The organism is Niallia taxi (assembly GCF_004005475.1).
GTDB lineage: Bacteria > Bacillota > Bacilli > Bacillales > Cytobacillaceae > Niallia > Niallia taxi.
The window spans coordinates 48,376-63,059 of sequence record NZ_RZTZ01000001.1 but is presented as its reverse complement, the minus strand read 5'-3'; the positions used below and the strand labels follow the sequence as shown (position 1 = coordinate 63,059).

At 37.3% G+C, this 14,684-nt stretch carries 21 protein-coding genes and 1 pseudogene; 15 read left to right on the top strand and 7 right to left on the bottom strand.

Annotated elements, in window-relative coordinates; all coding sequences use genetic code 11:
* Positions 1-54 precede the first annotated feature (54 nt).
* The 3 genes from EM808_RS00375 to EM808_RS00365 form a co-directional block, all read right to left on the bottom strand.
* Positions 55-540, bottom strand: a complete 486-nt coding sequence (locus EM808_RS00375) for a GNAT family N-acetyltransferase (RefSeq protein ID WP_127734353.1) — start codon at positions 538-540, stop codon at positions 55-57.
* Between the two features lie 237 nt (positions 541-777).
* The gene (locus tag EM808_RS00370) at positions 778-1,788 is read right to left on the bottom strand and encodes an aliphatic sulfonate ABC transporter substrate-binding protein (protein WP_127734351.1); all 1,011 of its coding nucleotides are present in this window, start codon (positions 1,786-1,788) and stop codon (positions 778-780) included.
* A 210-nt stretch (positions 1,789-1,998) separates the two neighbouring features.
* Positions 1,999-2,184, bottom strand: a complete 186-nt coding sequence (locus EM808_RS00365; RefSeq protein ID WP_127734349.1) for a hypothetical protein — start codon at positions 2,182-2,184, stop codon at positions 1,999-2,001.
* A gap of 232 nt (positions 2,185-2,416) precedes the next feature.
* Between EM808_RS00365 and EM808_RS00360 the strand changes: the two genes are divergently transcribed.
* The 3 genes from EM808_RS00360 (at position 2,417) to EM808_RS29035 (ending at position 3,725) form a co-directional block, all read left to right on the top strand.
* Positions 2,417-2,902 (top strand): tetratricopeptide repeat protein, encoded by a 486-nt coding sequence (locus tag EM808_RS00360; protein WP_127734347.1) that lies wholly within the window; start codon positions 2,417-2,419, stop codon positions 2,900-2,902.
* Between the two features lie 70 nt (positions 2,903-2,972).
* Complete coding sequence (locus EM808_RS00355) at positions 2,973-3,503, top strand: phosphorylase family protein (RefSeq protein ID WP_235856541.1); 531 nt, start codon at positions 2,973-2,975, stop codon at positions 3,501-3,503.
* Positions 3,504-3,530: 27 nt separating this feature from the next.
* The gene (locus EM808_RS29035; protein WP_235856538.1) at positions 3,531-3,725 is read left to right on the top strand and encodes a hypothetical protein; all 195 of its coding nucleotides are present in this window, start codon (positions 3,531-3,533) and stop codon (positions 3,723-3,725) included.
* Positions 3,726-3,751: 26 nt separating this feature from the next.
* Here the strand turns inward: EM808_RS29035 and EM808_RS00350 are convergent, their stop codons facing one another.
* Genes EM808_RS00350 through EM808_RS00340 form a run of 3 tightly spaced genes read right to left on the bottom strand, consistent with a single transcriptional unit; the run spans position 3,752 to position 4,994 of the window.
* A complete protein-coding gene (locus EM808_RS00350) occupies positions 3,752-4,099 on the bottom strand; it encodes a DMT family transporter (RefSeq protein ID WP_127734345.1) in 348 nt (115 codons plus the stop codon).
* A gap of 17 nt (positions 4,100-4,116) precedes the next feature.
* Positions 4,117-4,440 (bottom strand): DMT family transporter, encoded by a 324-nt coding sequence (locus EM808_RS00345; RefSeq protein WP_127734343.1) that lies wholly within the window; start codon positions 4,438-4,440, stop codon positions 4,117-4,119.
* Positions 4,440-4,994 (bottom strand): TetR/AcrR family transcriptional regulator, encoded by a 555-nt coding sequence (locus EM808_RS00340; protein ID WP_235856537.1) that lies wholly within the window; start codon positions 4,992-4,994, stop codon positions 4,440-4,442. Before EM808_RS00340 ends, EM808_RS00345 begins: the two co-directional genes overlap by 1 nt.
* A 161-nt stretch (positions 4,995-5,155) precedes the next feature.
* Between EM808_RS00340 and EM808_RS00335 the strand changes: the two genes are divergently transcribed.
* The 10 genes and pseudogenes from EM808_RS00335 to EM808_RS00295 all read left to right on the top strand — a co-directional run bounded on the left by EM808_RS00335 (position 5,156) and on the right by EM808_RS00295 (position 12,900).
* Positions 5,156-5,602 carry a hypothetical protein gene (locus tag EM808_RS00335; RefSeq protein WP_127734341.1) on the top strand — a complete coding sequence of 149 codons (447 nt, stop codon included), beginning with the start codon at positions 5,156-5,158 and terminating at the stop codon, positions 5,600-5,602.
* Positions 5,603-5,671: 69 nt separating this feature from the next.
* Positions 5,672-6,037, top strand: a complete 366-nt coding sequence (locus tag EM808_RS00330; RefSeq protein ID WP_127734339.1) for a hypothetical protein — start codon at positions 5,672-5,674, stop codon at positions 6,035-6,037.
* A gap of 351 nt (positions 6,038-6,388) precedes the next feature.
* Positions 6,389-7,327 carry a magnesium transporter CorA family protein gene (locus EM808_RS00325; protein WP_127734337.1) on the top strand — a complete coding sequence of 313 codons (939 nt, stop codon included), beginning with the start codon at positions 6,389-6,391 and terminating at the stop codon, positions 7,325-7,327.
* A gap of 116 nt (positions 7,328-7,443) precedes the next feature.
* Positions 7,444-7,884, top strand: coding sequence for an SRPBCC domain-containing protein (locus EM808_RS00320; protein ID WP_127734335.1), 441 nt, complete (start codon positions 7,444-7,446; stop codon positions 7,882-7,884).
* Between the two features lie 388 nt (positions 7,885-8,272).
* Positions 8,273-8,923, top strand: a pseudogene (locus EM808_RS00315) (HAD hydrolase-like protein); the annotation flags it as partial.
* 21 nt (positions 8,924-8,944) lie between these two features.
* On the top strand, positions 8,945-9,538 hold the full coding sequence (locus EM808_RS28890; RefSeq protein WP_182102956.1) for a GNAT family N-acetyltransferase: 594 nt from the start codon (positions 8,945-8,947) through the stop codon (positions 9,536-9,538).
* 290 nt (positions 9,539-9,828) lie between these two features.
* Complete coding sequence (abc-f, locus tag EM808_RS00310; RefSeq protein ID WP_127734333.1) at positions 9,829-11,463, top strand: ribosomal protection-like ABC-F family protein; 1,635 nt, start codon at positions 9,829-9,831, stop codon at positions 11,461-11,463.
* 106 nt (positions 11,464-11,569) lie between these two features.
* On the top strand, positions 11,570-11,875 hold the full coding sequence (locus EM808_RS00305; protein ID WP_127734331.1) for a YciI family protein: 306 nt from the start codon (positions 11,570-11,572) through the stop codon (positions 11,873-11,875).
* A 31-nt stretch (positions 11,876-11,906) separates the two neighbouring features.
* Complete coding sequence (locus EM808_RS00300) at positions 11,907-12,488, top strand: GNAT family N-acetyltransferase (protein ID WP_235856536.1); 582 nt, start codon at positions 11,907-11,909, stop codon at positions 12,486-12,488.
* Positions 12,481-12,900: a VOC family protein gene (locus EM808_RS00295; protein ID WP_127734327.1), complete on the top strand. Its 420-nt coding sequence runs from the start codon at positions 12,481-12,483 to the stop codon at positions 12,898-12,900. The genes EM808_RS00300 and EM808_RS00295 overlap by 8 nt, the downstream gene beginning before the upstream one ends.
* A 160-nt stretch (positions 12,901-13,060) precedes the next feature.
* Here the strand turns inward: EM808_RS00295 and EM808_RS00290 are convergent, their stop codons facing one another.
* The gene (locus EM808_RS00290; protein WP_396898234.1) at positions 13,061-13,174 is read right to left on the bottom strand and encodes a bacitracin ABC transporter ATP-binding protein; all 114 of its coding nucleotides are present in this window, start codon (positions 13,172-13,174) and stop codon (positions 13,061-13,063) included.
* A gap of 195 nt (positions 13,175-13,369) precedes the next feature.
* On the opposite strand from EM808_RS00290, the gene EM808_RS00285 reads away from it, so the two are divergent.
* Both EM808_RS00285 and EM808_RS00280 read left to right on the top strand, forming a co-directional pair.
* Positions 13,370-14,149 (top strand): hypothetical protein, encoded by a 780-nt coding sequence (locus tag EM808_RS00285; RefSeq protein WP_127734325.1) that lies wholly within the window; start codon positions 13,370-13,372, stop codon positions 14,147-14,149.
* On the top strand, positions 14,149-14,589 hold the full coding sequence (locus EM808_RS00280; RefSeq protein WP_127734323.1) for a hypothetical protein: 441 nt from the start codon (positions 14,149-14,151) through the stop codon (positions 14,587-14,589). Before EM808_RS00285 ends, EM808_RS00280 begins: the two co-directional genes overlap by 1 nt.
* Positions 14,590-14,684: the final 95 nt, after the last annotated feature.

The window sequence follows — 14,684 nt, the reverse complement described above, 5'->3', positions numbered from 1 at the left end:
TTACTTGGAGGGATATTATCTATTTGCACTAAAAAAGCTCGCATCTTGCGAGCTTTAAACTTTTAATACCATTCTTACAGTCTTTAGAATATGACCATCAAAATCGTCATCAAACTCATTAACAACCTCAAAACCCTTGGCTTCATAAAAGGTCTTTCCGATCTTATTATCCTTTTCGACATTTATATAAATTTCATTTACACCGTCTAAATCCTTAATTCCCGCATTCACCAATGCCGAACCAATACCTTTCCCTTGATGCTCTGGATAAAGATAAATAGCCCCTAACTCCACTTTACCATTTTCTCTTACTGGAGAAAAGTTGGCAAACCCGACAACTGTATCTTCAACCTCAGCTACATAAAGAGTAGTGCTGTCTATTCGTTGCTTCATTCTGTCCTCATTGTAAGCTGATTTCAAGAAATTTTCTTGTACCTCTGCAGGGATTATTCCTTCATAAGTAGCGTTCCAAGTCGTTTTTGCTACATCTTGAACTTGTATAATATCTTCTTGTTTTATTTTTCGAATTACATATGCCATTCTTATCAGCCTTTCTATTTGTTGTTTATTTCTAATAATTGTAAATATTATAACATTTAGTCACGTAAAAAGGAGCTTTTCTGTAAACACATGCTCCCTACTGAATATTATTTTCTTTAGCTGTATATGGACCTCTAATTCGATTATTAAAGGCGTTGCTTGCTGTTTTAAGTGTTATTTGATAAAAATAAAAAAAAACAATCCCCCCTATGAAATGATAGGGGGGCAATTTCTATTTTAGTTATCGTATTCCTTCAACACTTTCTCGATATAAGTGTTGTTAACAACATCCGCTACTTCCAATTTTTTTGTTAAACCGCCTTGCTCTAACAGCAAGTCAGCTGTTGCTTGCTGTTCCTTTATAATGTCATCACTGATAGGTGTATTTTCTGGTACGGAATTTTCAAGCACCCTGCTGATAATTTCTTCATCTGTGTTTTTTAAGTCTGCGTAAATTTTTATTGCCTCGTCTTTATGCTCATTTTGCCATCTTGTCGCTTTTTCTGTTACTTTCAAATATAGTTCTACAAGCTCTGGATGCTCTTTCGCAAATTCGGTGCGAACAATTTGGAAGCCAGGGCTGTAGCTGCCAATATCCTTGCCTGTTGCGATTACCTTCGCTTTGTTTTTGACGACCTGAACCGATTGATAGGGTTCCCAAATGGCCCATGCATCAACAGAGCCGGTTTCAAAGGCAGGCTGTGCTTCATCTGGCTGAAGCTGAATGATTTCTAGTTCTGCTGGTTTAATGCCTTCCTTTTCAAGCAATCTGTATAAAAGTCCATATGCGCTGCTTCCTTTTGCAACCGCGATTTTTTTGCCTTTCAAATCCTGTGCTGTTTTAATAGAGCTATTCTTTGGGACAATGATTGCATCGCCAAGCTCACCAGTGCTTGCTGTGGCAATTTCTTCAAATTTTATGCCGCCGCCTTGACCAGCCAGTACTGGTATATTACCAACCCGACCGAAGTCAAGGCGATTAGAGGCAATGGATTCAAAGTAGGATGGACCGCTTTGGAATTCGACCCACTTGACCTTAGCTCTAGCCTTCTCAAACTCTTCCTCAAACCAGCCCTTTTCCTTTGCAAGCAGGATTGGCCAAATGCTTTGCTGTACACCGATATTTACAGTTATTTCGCCATCTCCGTCTCCAGACCCGTTAGTTGACGAAGCAGCACCGCATGCTGAAATGATTAAGGTTAATAAAATGACAGATAGTAGAAAATATGCTTTTTTTAATGAAAACATTATGTATCCTCCAATGCGATTTTAATAGAAAGTAAAGAACATAAATCAGATAAGCATCTATCACCACCCTTCAAGTAAAAAAATTAAAGGCCCTAAGTATAGCAAACTCTATACATTAGGGCCTTCAGGCTGACTGATCGGCATATTCATTTAGTTATCCAATATTAAATCTAATTATTCATACCTATAAAGTTGGTTTAATGATAAAAATTATCGCAGTTTTTTCCATTTAATAGAGCCTGTTCCATCATGAGGATGCATTGCTGCCATACACTCATGGTATCTTTTGTTCAATTCAGAAAGAGAAAAGCTGTGTAATGCATCAAACGAATAGTTGCCATACACCTCTAATTTTTGGATCATGATTCTTCTTTTTGCTTCATTAAGTTTTACCACGGTAATCCCTCCTAATGGATAGTCTATAAATCAAGAAAACTTGCACTCTGATTTGGTGTTCTTATTATTGTATATTCATTATACTTAAAAAAATGAACTAATCCAAGTGGTTTAGGTGGAATTTATAAAAAATAATCAAAAAATCTAATGTTTTTCATTTCTTGGAAGTAAAAGAAGGGGATAGGTTGAAATGGTCGAATGGTAATGAAAGCCTATTAGAAAGAGGGATTAGATGGAAAAAGAATTATCGGCAGCCTTGCACTTAAGAGCATGTGGAGAATATGCCAAATCGAACAGCTTGCTTTTAGATTTGGTGCAACAATTCCCTAAGGATGCTTCTATCCTTTATCAATGTGCATGGAGCTTTGATTTATTAGGGGAAGAAAGAAAAGCAGTGACCTATTATGAAAAAGCAATAGAGCTGAAATTGCACATAGATGAATTGGAGGGTGCGTTACTTGGACTTGGCAGCACATATCGTACATTAGGGGAGTATGAGAAGTCCCGAAAAACCTTATTACAGGGAATAGCGAGCTTCCCTGAAAATAAAGCCTTTCAAGTATTTTACGCGATGACCCTCTACAATCTTAAGGAGCACAATCAAGCAATGAAGCTACTGTTAACTTGTTTGGTGGATACGACTGCAGATGAACAACTAGTAAACTATCAGAAGGCAATACGCTTTTATGCTGATAAATTAGACGTGAAATGGGAATAGAAGCGCGTTCTTTTTTCGTGAAATTAGGACATTTGTTAAAAAACTAAGTCACAAAGAACGGAGGAGGAATATGAAACTGTACGGAGAGTTTTCCAAGGAAGACTGGCTGCATGCAATTGGTATCGGGAGGAATGATGTGCCAGAATCCTTTATTATTCACGGCGAGTGGAATCACGCAGAAAATTTAAAATTATGGAAGGGGCAATTAAGTGATGATATGCTGCTTCCTAAATGGAATACAGTATTAGGCAAACAAAATGGTGTGTTAACAGGATTTGCTAACGTATATGGCAGTCCAATGGCAGCTGCCATTTGTCATCAATTTGCTTCTATTGGAACGAAGTGTTTTATTCAGACAGGATATTTTGGCGGTTTGTCACAAGCTGTTAAGTATGGCGATATTTTTATTGTGACAGAAGCAAAAATGGAAGATGGTGTGTCTTCGCACTATAAACCAGGACACAATGTCGTAAAAGCGGATGAGCAATTGGTTAATAAAGCAATGGAGTATTGTGAGAAAAAGAACTATAGCTATGTAACAGGGAGTGTCATATCTACAAGTACGCCTTTTCTTGAAACGTCCAAGCTCGTTCTTAAATGATCGCTTGATGGAAATATTGGGGTTGATATGGAAACGGCAGCAACACTTGCTGTTGCCAATAAATTTAATCGAAAAGCAGTCAGCTTGCTTAATCTCTCTGATCATCTGCTTCAAGGTGATACCTTTTATGCTTATACAGCAGAGCGGGAGAAGCTAGAGGCCGAAATTGATAAAAGAATTCGGGAAATTGCTTTCCATTTAAACAGTCCAGCTGCTAATTAATAAGTAAAACAGCCGAGAAGCCAGACTCAGTTTGCCGGCTTTTTGGCTGTTTCTCCTTTTTCCGCACCATTTAACAAAAAAACACCGCCGATAATGAGGACAATACCACATAGCATGACAGGGTTAATTAGTTCCTTCCAAAGAATGACGCCAATCAACGCTGTTGCAGCTGTCCCAACCCCAGACCAAATTGCATAAGATAGGCTTAAAGGTAGTGATTGCAGTGCCTTTGAGATGAAATAAAAGGCGAGTACATAGCCAATAATGACGCAGATGGAAGGGAGGAGCACGGTAAAGCCCTCTGCCATCTTAAGCATTGTTGTCGCAAAAACCTCAGAAATGATGGAAATGGTTAAATAAACATATCCTTTCATAGGAATAACTCCTTTCTTTAATGGGCCCCGCCTATATTTAAGAGGACAACCCCGCCAATAACGAGTAAAAGGCCAAGTATTTTCTTTTTGTTTAAGCTCTCTTTATAAAATAATGCTCCAGCCAATGCAGTTAGTGCCGTACCAACACCTGCCCAAATGGCATATGCAGTTCCAAGCGGCAATGTTTTTAATGTTAAGGAAAGAGCATAAAAGGCAATACTATAACCGACTGCAACCCCAACTGTCGGCAAAAGTCTCCTGAAGCCGTCCGTTGCCTTAAGCATGGAGCTCGCAAATACTTCACTAATTATGGAAATTGCCAGTAATAAATACGGATTCATTATATATCCCCCTGACGTGTCATCTGTATGAGCTGGTCCAGAACAGCACGCTGCCTTGTGTTATTCAATGGAGCGACACCGAGCATTTGTGAATAATAAAGACCATCAAGGGCCAAGCGGATAACAGACGCTGTGATAGGAGAAATGCCATCATTATCAAGCTTTGTCAACGCAGTTTGGTAGCTGTTTGATATACTTTCCGCCACCGCTTCATCCAATAAGGAGGAAGCCATAACAGCAACGTTCAGTTCTGCATTATGTTGTAGGTCATCCTTCGTAACTTCGATCATAGCTCTAGTCCATTTGCCTTTTTCGATTGGATCTTTTTCTGCGTATTTTGCCATACAATTCTCCAAATCTTCAAAAATAGCAATGGCAATTCCCTTCATTAATGCTTCTTTACTTGGATAGTGATAAAGAAGACCGCCCTTACTAATGCTTGCCTTTTTAGCAACAGCATCAAGGGTGAGGTTCGTAATTCCCTGCTCATGAATAATCCTTTTTGCTGTTACTAAAATGAGATGGCGCTTCATATCTGCTTTTGATTCCATCATGCCACTCCTCCAAAACGTGTATATGTGTTTATTGTACCGTCCGGTCGGTTTTTTAGTCAATAATTTCTTTTTTTAAAGGAAATTGTTGACAGCTATATATGGAAGTTGTATGTTTTCGATAGTTAATTAGTATTTGTAAATAGTGAAAGAAGGTAGTACTTTTGAAAAAAATAGGAATAAAGAATTGGCTTTTGGAAGTCGATGTGGAGAAAACAGCCGAATATTATCGTAAGGAAATAGAGATATGTGATTGCTCTTATTGTCAAAATTTCGCATCAACAGTCTTAAGCTTGGAAGATGAACAAATTTCCTTTTTTAAGAACCTAGGCATTATGCCAGAAAAACCGGTTATGCTTTCTCATTTTCCAACCGAAGCGGATAATAATCACCAGTATATTGGGTTTTATCATGTTGTCGGCAGAATCCTAACAGGTGAAACTTGTACAATGACAAACTGGCAGGACGATCATACATATACGCTCGATAAATTTGCATTTTGTTTATCAAAGGAAAATAATCAAGTGCCAGAGAGCTTTTTAGAGCCTGTATTTCAGCTGAACTTTGAAACTGAAATTCCCTGGATTCTGGAGGAGAGCGGTGAAGATTAACTTTCATTGGCAGATTGTAAGTAAAGTATACGAAGTTTTTCCGTATTAATGGTTAAGGAGTGAATGCTAGTGAAGAAAATCGTTTGGTTAAATAGGCTATTATTTGTATTGTTTGTGATAGCAACAGCGCTAGTTTTTGTGGCAAATACATCCAATATGTTTTTGTATGGGTATCTGTTATTTTTATTCCTGTATGTGTTCTATCTTTTGCTCCTATTTTTCTTTTATTGGAAAAAAGCAGGCAAGGCAGAAATTAGGACAAGAGCAATTATATTCATAAAATGGTTTATGATCTTAACTTTGGTTTCCTTTTTGTTAAACCTCTTTATACGACCTGATTATTTAGAAACCATGCAGTTTATTTGGACTCCGTTAGGCTGCTCTTTAGGAATAGCCTTTTTGGATATAGCGTTTATTAAAGAAAATAAATCTTAATATTATAGGACAATAGGAAAAAGGTTTCTGAAATTCGTTCCGTTAATGAGGAGTATAGATTTGCTGATTTGAGAAACAATTAGACTAATAGATCAGTTTTATTAATTTTTCAAAAAGGTTTGCTAGTTTAGTTGCAAAAATAAAGAATTCAAGTACAATGTAATAGTGTTTAAAACAGAAACTAAAGGAGTTGAATTTTTATGAGTAGTCATTATTGCAGTGAACCCGAGCCCGAGTCGAGACAGGGGGAAGTCAATAAGGAGTCATTCCGTTTAATTTTGAATACGAGTGAAAATTCAGCTTGTTTATGGCAACGCATTTGACTTCCTCACAATAAGAGGAGGTTTTACCATGTTAAATATTTTTCTTTCTAACGAAGAAGGAGTACTTAAGGAAACGAATAAAATTACGAGCGGCTGCTGGATTAATCTGGTTGCTCCAAACGAGCAGGAGATTCAGTACATTGCAGCAGAGCTTGATATTCCAATCGAATTTTTAAAGGATTCTTTGGATGAAGAGGAACGTTCACGGATAGAAAAAGATGGCGATGATATATTAATAATCGTCAACATTCCATCTGTAACCCTTGATGATAAGAAAAAACCAATGTATGATACAATTCCATTAGGAATTATCATTGCCAAAAATTGCTTTGTGACAATTTGTCTCAAGGATAATCCGATTTTTCATGCTTTTTCACAAGGAAAAGTTAAGGATTTCTTTACGTATAAAAGAACAAGATTTGCTTTCCAAATACTGTATAGCATGTCTACTTCTTATTTAAAATATCTTAAGCAAATCAGCAAAAAGATTGACACAATTGAAGACCAGCTTCTGCAATCAATGAAAAACAAAGAACTGTTTTCTCTTCTTCATCTACAAAAAAGTCTTGTTTATTTTACAACATCACTTAAATCGAATAATATTGTCATGAATAAGATGATGAATACCAGATTTTTGAAAATGTACGAGGATGATCAAGATTTGCTGGAGGATGTTATTATAGAAAATCAGCAGGCGATAGAGATGGCTCAAACACATGCGTCGATTTTAAGCGGTATGATGGACGCATTTGCTTCTATTATTTCGAATAATGTCAGCATGGTTATGAAATTCTTAACATCTGTTACAATAGTTCTTTCCCTTCCAACAATAGTCGCAAGCTTTTATGGAATGAATGTTAACATACCATTTCAAGATTATAAGCATGCTTTTATTGTAGCGTTAGCAATTTCAGTTGTTTTATCCTGCCTGACAGCGATTGTCTTACGGAGAAAACGATTATTTTAATAAATCGAAGAGAGTACATCGACATGATGTACTCTCTTTTATTTACTGGAAAAGGATAGTTTGGTTTAGCTTTATGCCTGTGATATGATAGCTAAAAACAAGGAAGAGGCGATAAAGTGTTAACAGAGGTAACGGTTAAGCTGCAAATAAGCAACCCTGCTGAGGAAGTGTTTGTAGCGCTTATAAATCCAGAAAAGATTGGTAACTACTGGTTTAGTTCCAGTTCCGAAAAGTGGACAGAAGGAAACACAGTACTATTGAGATACGAGGAGTATCAGGCAGAAGTTGCTATTCGTCTAATGGAAGTAGCAGAAAAGGAGAAAATCGTGTTCGCATGGGGTGAAAAGCACGAGGAAACAATGGTTTCCATTACACTTAAAGAGCATAACTTGCAAACAGTTTTGGAGGTGAAAGAATCAGGTTTTAAAGAAGACGATCCCTTGTTAGTGGAAAAGCTGCTCAACCAAAAAGAAGGCTGGGTCTATACCCTCACATGCCTAAAAGCCTATTTGGAGCATGGTATTCGTGATTTGAGAGCGTCTTTAGTATTTGGATAATTCTGCAAAAGGCTGCTCGAATGAAGCAGCTTTGTGTATTTCTTTTCATGAACTAAGCACTATTCGGATTTCAGTAGTTGTAACTTTTTATTTACATAAATTACTAAAAGAGAATATGATAGAATGAAAGATTTACTTATAACAAAGTTAGGAGTCATTTATCAGGAATAAGGTTGTCTCAGCAGTCCTAATAAGCATATTAGTAGCTTTCATCGTTCCCGCAATTCCGTCTGTGGCAGAGGTATTAAAATATGAAATTCATGAATAGTTAACAGTAGCCATATTTGTGATGCTAGTCTTTATCTATAAAGAGCTGGTTGACAGAAGAAAAGAGTAAATTGGTATATTGTTGGAATTTCTTACTATAATCAGATTTATATATATATGAATGGTTACTAGAAAGGGAGATTATACCGTTATGAGTTCATATAAGGTCATATTGTTTGATTTAGATGGGACACTGTCAGATCCAAAGCTTGGTATTACGAAATCGGTGCAATATGCATTGAGCATGCTTAATAGACAAGTGCCGGATTTGGATGATTTAGAATGCTTTATTGGCCCGCCTTTGCATGTGTCTTTTGCTGATTTTTATGGATTTGATGAGGAAACAATTCAAAAGGGGATTCATTTTTACAGAGAAAGATATAAAGACATTGGCATGTATGAAAATTTGCTTTATCCAGAAATGCCAGGCTTGCTCCAAAAATTAAAGGATCAAGGCTGTATTCTTGCGATAGCTACATCTAAATGGACAGCATTTGCAGAAAAAATAGCAGAATATTTTAATATTTCCTCCTATTTTGATGTTATTGTCGGAAGTAATCAGGATGGAACAAGGTCAGAAAAAACAGAGATTATTGAATACATACTTGAGCTTTACAAGGACTTTTCGCTGCAAGACTTTATTATGGTTGGTGACAGGAAGTATGATTTAATAGGTGCTAATAACACGGGCATAGATTCAGTAGCTGTTACATATGGATATGGTGCAAGAGAAGAATTAAGTGCGTGCAGTCCCACATTTCTTGCCAACAGTGTGCAAGACTTAGAGAGAATTATGCTCGGGGAAACTCCAAGCCATGTTGTTTCGTATGAGGAAGCAAACGTGCTTATTAGACAGGTCACAAAAAACGATCTTTATCCTCTTTGGGAAATGGCATATAAAGAGGAAAGACCGGAATGGAAAAAGTGGGATGCTCCTTATTATGAGCATCAGGCAATTTCGTGGGAAGACTTTCAAAAGCAAAAAGACAAATATCTTTATCAAGATGATTTTTGGGCGATAGAGACAGACGGAAAGCTTATCGGAACTGTCAGCTATTATTGGGAGCACAAGCCATCAAACTGGCTTGAAATGGGAATCGTCCTATATGATCCTAAGTTTTGGAGCGGTGGGTATGGTACAAAGGCCCTGAAGCTGTGGATAAACCATCTATTTCAAACACTTCCACTTGTAAGAGTCGGCTTTACGACTTGGTCAGGCAATAGGCGCATGATGAAGGTCGGGGAAAAGCTTGGAATGCAGCTCGAAGCGCGGTTAAGAAAATGCCGTTTCTATAATGGTGTTTACTATGATTCGATTCGTATGGGGTTGCTGCGGGAGGAATGGGAAAAGAATAAACGACAGCTTGATAATACTGTTATTAATTGAGAACTCTTTCCTGTTTTGCGGAATTGCCCATTGCATCCTAAAAAGAGGGTATGCTACACTTATATTACTAAAGCAGAAGGGATGATGGGTGGCCGATGGATAACTAATCTTATTTTTTTCAGTTGAAATGCATAATGCAAATTAAACTAAAATAGGATTAGTCTGCCCATTTTCTATATAGCTGTTTTAAAACAGCTTATTTCATGATGCTTAAAATGTCCGGCTAATCCTTCCAAAATTTATTTTGGGAGGATTTTTTTGTCCTCCCTGTGAAATGAGGGATTGATTATATGAAAGAAATAATGAAATTGCATAATATTAGGTATGAGGTGGGAGATCAGCTCCTGTTTGAAAAGGTAAATGCATCAGTTCAGCAGGAAGATGTCATAGGGATTATCGGCAATAATGGTGCCGGTAAATCAACGCTATTACATTTATTAAAAGAAGATATTAAGCCTGCTGACGGGCAAATACAGTGGCTGACTCGAGATTTGGATGTTGTCTTTGTTGTTCAGGAGGCAAAAACACATTTTTCAGCAAATAAATCAGTGGAGGAAACAAGACTTCTTGAAAAATGGTCTGTGCCAGTTTTGCCCTATGAACATTTAAGCGGCGGTGAAAAATTGAAGGTCAGGCTTGCACAAGGCTTTGCAAGGGAAGCGGATCTCTTGTTGTTAGACGAACCGACGAATCACCTTGACAGCCAAAGTCTTGATTTGCTGCAAAAACACATAAAGGAATATAAAGGAACGATTATTTTAGTGTCCCATGACCGCTACTTTCTTGATGCTGTTGCCACAAAAATCTGGGCAATAGAGGATAAGAAGCTTATAGAGCATAAGGGGAATTATTCTGACTATATGAAGGCCCGTAATGAGAAGAGATTGGTGCAGCAACGAGAATATGAAAAACAGCAAAAAATGACTGAACAAATTCAAGGTCAAATAAAAGAGTTGAATACATGGTCACAAAAGGCCCATGCGCAGTCAACAAAAAAAGAAGGCGTGAAGGAATATTATCGTGTTAAAGCAAAGCGTATGGATGCTCAAGTAAAATCAAAACAAAAACGTTTAGAAAAGGAGCTCGCAAAGCGGAATGTGGAGGCAGTTACAGAGGAGCATTCTGTTCAGTTCTCCATTACAGCAAACAATAAGGTTGGCAAACGTTTTTTAGAAGTGAAAGGGTTGTCGAAATCATTTGGTGAACGAACCTTGTTTCAGGATGTACATTTTACGATTAAGCATGGAGAAAGAATTGCCCTGAAAGGTGCAAATGGCAGCGGTAAGTCCACATTGTTGAAAATGATTGTCGGAAGTGTAATTGGAAAAGGGGATATTTGGGTGTCACCTGCTGCTAATATTGGTTATTTATCACAGGAGGTATTTGATTTGCCCCTTGATTCCACACCAGAGCAGCTTTTTTATAAGGAAACCTTTGAAGAGAGAGGTAGGGTTCAAACGCTAATGAAGCATTTGGGGTTCACAGCAGCACAATGGAGGGAACCGATTGAGTTAATGAGTATGGGTGAGCGTGTCAAATGCAAGCTAATGGCATATATCCTTGAGGATAAGGACATCTTGCTTTTAGATGAACCAACCAATCACCTTGACCTTGCCTCTCGTGAACAGCTGGAGGAGACGTTGGCACAATATAAAGGAACGTTGCTTATCGTGTCCCATGATCGCTATTTCCTTGAGAAAACAACAACAAGCCAACTTGTTATAACAGATACAGGTATTCGCAAACAATGGCAAAGTCATGCACCTGCAAGAGATGACAAAAAAGAGCTGAGGCTAAAGCTCGAAACAGAAAGACAAGAGATTTTAGGAAAACTCAGCTTTATGCTGCCGCAAGATAAAGAGTATCCTGAGCTTGATGCTAAATTTAATGAACTAACAAAAAAGCTGAAGGAGCTGTCCAACTAATCATCATTTACATCTGAAAGCTAAAACACTTTTCCAGAAGGAAAAGTGTTTTTTGCGTCGAAGAAATAGAAGGAATACATACTATTGAATAAAAGGAGAAATGACCATGCAGTTTGTTGTAACAGCATATGACGGTACAGATGAAAATGCATTGGAAAGAAGATTGCGCGCAAGGGCAGAGCATTTAAAGTCTGTTGAGAAACGATTTAAAGAGGGCAATCATTTATATGGTGCTGCCTTATTGGATGATACAGAAAAAATGATTGGTTCGATGATGGTAGTAGACTACCCATCAAAAGAAGCGCTTGATGAGTGGCTGAAGGAAGAACCGTATGTGACAGGCAATGTATGGCAAAGGATCGATGTTTTGCCATGTAAGGTTGCGCCTATCTTTATGGAGTCTCATAAATAGGGTGTTACTATAAGGAATGGAGGGGGACAAATTGTACTCCAAGCAAACTGATGATTTTCCTGTCCTGCAAACAGAACGGTTACTGTTAAGGGAAATCCAAAATGAAGATGCCTTAGATATTCTCGAGTATCTTTCTGACGAGGATGTCATGAAATATTATGGGATGGAGCCTTTTCAGTCACTGGAGGATGTGCTGGAGGAAGTCGCATGGTACAAGTCAATTCGAATGAAGCAAACGGGCATAAGATGGGGAATTACGCTAAAAGAAAATGGAAAGGTGCTTGGCAGCTGCGGATTTTTGAATTGGGATAAGCGTCATTATCGGACAGAAATCGGCTATGAGCTACATAAGAATTATTGGGGCAAGGGCCTCGCAAGTGAAGCTTTAAGGGCAGTCGTTCAATACGGCTTTGAGCATATGCGACTTGAAAGAATTCAAGCACTGATTGAACCGCCCAATTTGTCGTCACAAAGCTTGCTCGAAAAGCATGGTTTTTTGTGTGAAGGCTTGCTGAGAAGCTATGAATTTACGTGCGGAAAAATGGACGACCTATATATGTACTCTTTAATAAAAAAGGATTTTAATGATCGGAGGGCACAAACCAATGACTAAGTTAACCCCATTTTTAATGTTTCAAGGAAATGCGGAAGCAGCGATCCATTTTTATACAACCATAATAGAAGACTCAAGTATAAAGAATATGATCCGTTACGGGATGGACGAAGCTGGAGAGGAAGGAAGCGTCATGCAAGCTGTCTTCACATTGAAGAACCAAGAGTTCATGTGTATAGACAGCAACATTTCTCATGACTTTGGATTTACACCCTCATTTTCCATTTATGTTGAATGTGAAACAGAGGAGCAAATTGACCATTATTATCAAGCATTCGTTAGTGGAGGCCAAGAGCTTATGGCTCTTGGAGATTATTCCTTCAGCAGAAAATTTGGATGGATTATTGATAAGTATGGGGTTTCCTGGCAGTTTACTCTTCCATTTAATGAACGGGATAGAAATAATTTGTAATAAATTTAAAAAAATAGGAGACATTCTTAATAAAGAACGTTATACTAGGATAGTAGGGCTATTTCCAAATGCCTAGAGTAGTAGCTCTAATACTATTGTATTTTGCCATGATAGAATGAGGACTAACATTTTGTCATGGCCCTTTTATACTTTCCATTAGCTATTCCTCTGCAGGCCTTTCCGTTTCATCCCACCCATATAGCTCATTGATTTCCTCTACAAGCTTTTCTAAAAAATCATCTGATATTACTTCTTCTTTTTTCATCTCGTCCAATGTCTCCCGCCTTTTTATTTTTATTTTTGCTAGTACTGGATAATTATATACTTCTGTATTCTAATTAGTTATTTTACTGATAAATTATTCAGAAATAAACTGTAATGAAGAAATATAAAGAATGATGCTACTCGAATAAAAAAAGCTTCTTGGAGAATTATACATAATATACATCTAGAGAAACTGGTGAGTAGTATGCATGATGTGCTAAGAAGACCTCAAGTGAAAATAACATCCTTCGGTAGTAATTATTTGCGTGTAATTAATCCGTATATGCCATTATGGTGGGGAATGGCGATGCCTGGTGCAGGTCATATCATGTTAGGGAAACGGCTGAAAGGATTTTTTTTATTCCTGTTTGAGTTTGTTGTTAATACAGAAACAAAACTAAATTTAGCTATTGTCTATTCTTGTACTGGTCATTTTGACATGGCGAAGCAATGCCTTGATATAAAATGGTTTTTTATCTATATCGGTGTTTATATTTTCAATATATGGGATGCATATAGATTAGCAACAGATATTAATCAACTCTCTCAGCTTGCAGCAAGATTAAAAGCCCCCATACCTGGTTTTCAATTAAGCCTATTTGAGATCAATTATTTTCAAAAGTTAAGTGTATGGATACCGGTTTTTTGGTCCATAATCACACCCGGTCTAGGACATTTAATCATCCGCAATATTACAACAGGATTATACTTAAGTTTTTGGCTGTTAATTACATTATATCAATCAAACCTGTTAAGCAGCCTCTACTACACTTGCAACGGAGATTATGTTAAAGCAATAGCTGTACTCAATCCACAATGGGCGCTGTATTTGCCTTCGTTATATTGTTTTGCTGTATGTGACAGCTATTATCATACAATCACACTTAACAGTCTATTTAAAATAGAGCAAGCGCGCTATTTAGAAAACAACTATTGGAATCAGGCAAATAGAAGAGACTTTTTGAAAATATTGGAGAAAAAATAATGACTGTCATATCTTTGTTTGAACATTCTTTAAAGCTGGAGCTTGCCATAAGTGAACTCGAAAACAACCATATTGGGCGTGAATGCATATTAGCAAAACCTATCTTCCTCGAACAGACAGAATACAGTTTTATTGACCCTTATAATAATAATGGTATGAATTTATTTTTAGTGTCATGTATAACCATGATTATGATGCTGTTAGGGACAATTTATGGTTTTGTTCTTTATCTGGGTCCTATAATTTGGGGATTAATCGGTATGATAGCTGGAGCTCTTGTCGGGATATTTTTGGATTTGTCCATAAAAAAAAGCAAGCGGAAAAAACCAGCACGCTCTCCTGCTGAAGTTCTACTTATCATAAATTGTGAGGAGGATAAGGCAAATATGGTGGAGATGATCTTAAAAAAGTATCAGACATTAGGTATTGTTAGACTGTGAATGTAGAATGTGTAATAGCTGCCAAGTAAAAGGCAGCTATTTTTGTTTTTTGAAAAGACAAAAGGCGTTTATGTCCGTTCTCATAAAATTAGATA

Coding starts and splice junctions, on each gene's coding strand:
- EM808_RS00370 (WP_127734351.1), bottom strand. CDS start 1,788: ATGTTTTCATTAAAAAAAGCATATTTTCTACTATCTGTCATTTTATTA.
- EM808_RS00285 (WP_127734325.1), top strand. CDS start 13,370: ATGCATGATGTGCTAAGAAGACCTCAAGTGAAAATAACATCCTTCGGT.
- EM808_RS00360 (WP_127734347.1), top strand. CDS start 2,417: ATGGAAAAAGAATTATCGGCAGCCTTGCACTTAAGAGCATGTGGAGAA.
- EM808_RS00295 (WP_127734327.1), top strand. CDS start 12,481: ATGACTAAGTTAACCCCATTTTTAATGTTTCAAGGAAATGCGGAAGCA.
- EM808_RS00375 (WP_127734353.1), bottom strand. CDS start 540: ATGGCATATGTAATTCGAAAAATAAAACAAGAAGATATTATACAAGTT.
- EM808_RS00345 (WP_127734343.1), bottom strand. CDS start 4,440: ATGAATCCGTATTTATTACTGGCAATTTCCATAATTAGTGAAGTATTT.
- EM808_RS00340 (WP_235856537.1), bottom strand. CDS start 4,994: ATGATGGAATCAAAAGCAGATATGAAGCGCCATCTCATTTTAGTAACA.
- EM808_RS00325 (WP_127734337.1), top strand. CDS start 6,389: ATGTTAAATATTTTTCTTTCTAACGAAGAAGGAGTACTTAAGGAAACG.
- EM808_RS00355 (WP_235856541.1), top strand. CDS start 2,973: ATGAAACTGTACGGAGAGTTTTCCAAGGAAGACTGGCTGCATGCAATT.
- EM808_RS28890 (WP_182102956.1), top strand. CDS start 8,945: ATGCTCGGGGAAACTCCAAGCCATGTTGTTTCGTATGAGGAAGCAAAC.
- EM808_RS00350 (WP_127734345.1), bottom strand. CDS start 4,099: ATGAAAGGATATGTTTATTTAACCATTTCCATCATTTCTGAGGTTTTT.
- abc-f (WP_127734333.1), top strand. CDS start 9,829: ATGAAAGAAATAATGAAATTGCATAATATTAGGTATGAGGTGGGAGAT.
- EM808_RS00280 (WP_127734323.1), top strand. CDS start 14,149: ATGACTGTCATATCTTTGTTTGAACATTCTTTAAAGCTGGAGCTTGCC.
- EM808_RS00305 (WP_127734331.1), top strand. CDS start 11,570: ATGCAGTTTGTTGTAACAGCATATGACGGTACAGATGAAAATGCATTG.
- EM808_RS29035 (WP_235856538.1), top strand. CDS start 3,531: ATGGAAACGGCAGCAACACTTGCTGTTGCCAATAAATTTAATCGAAAA.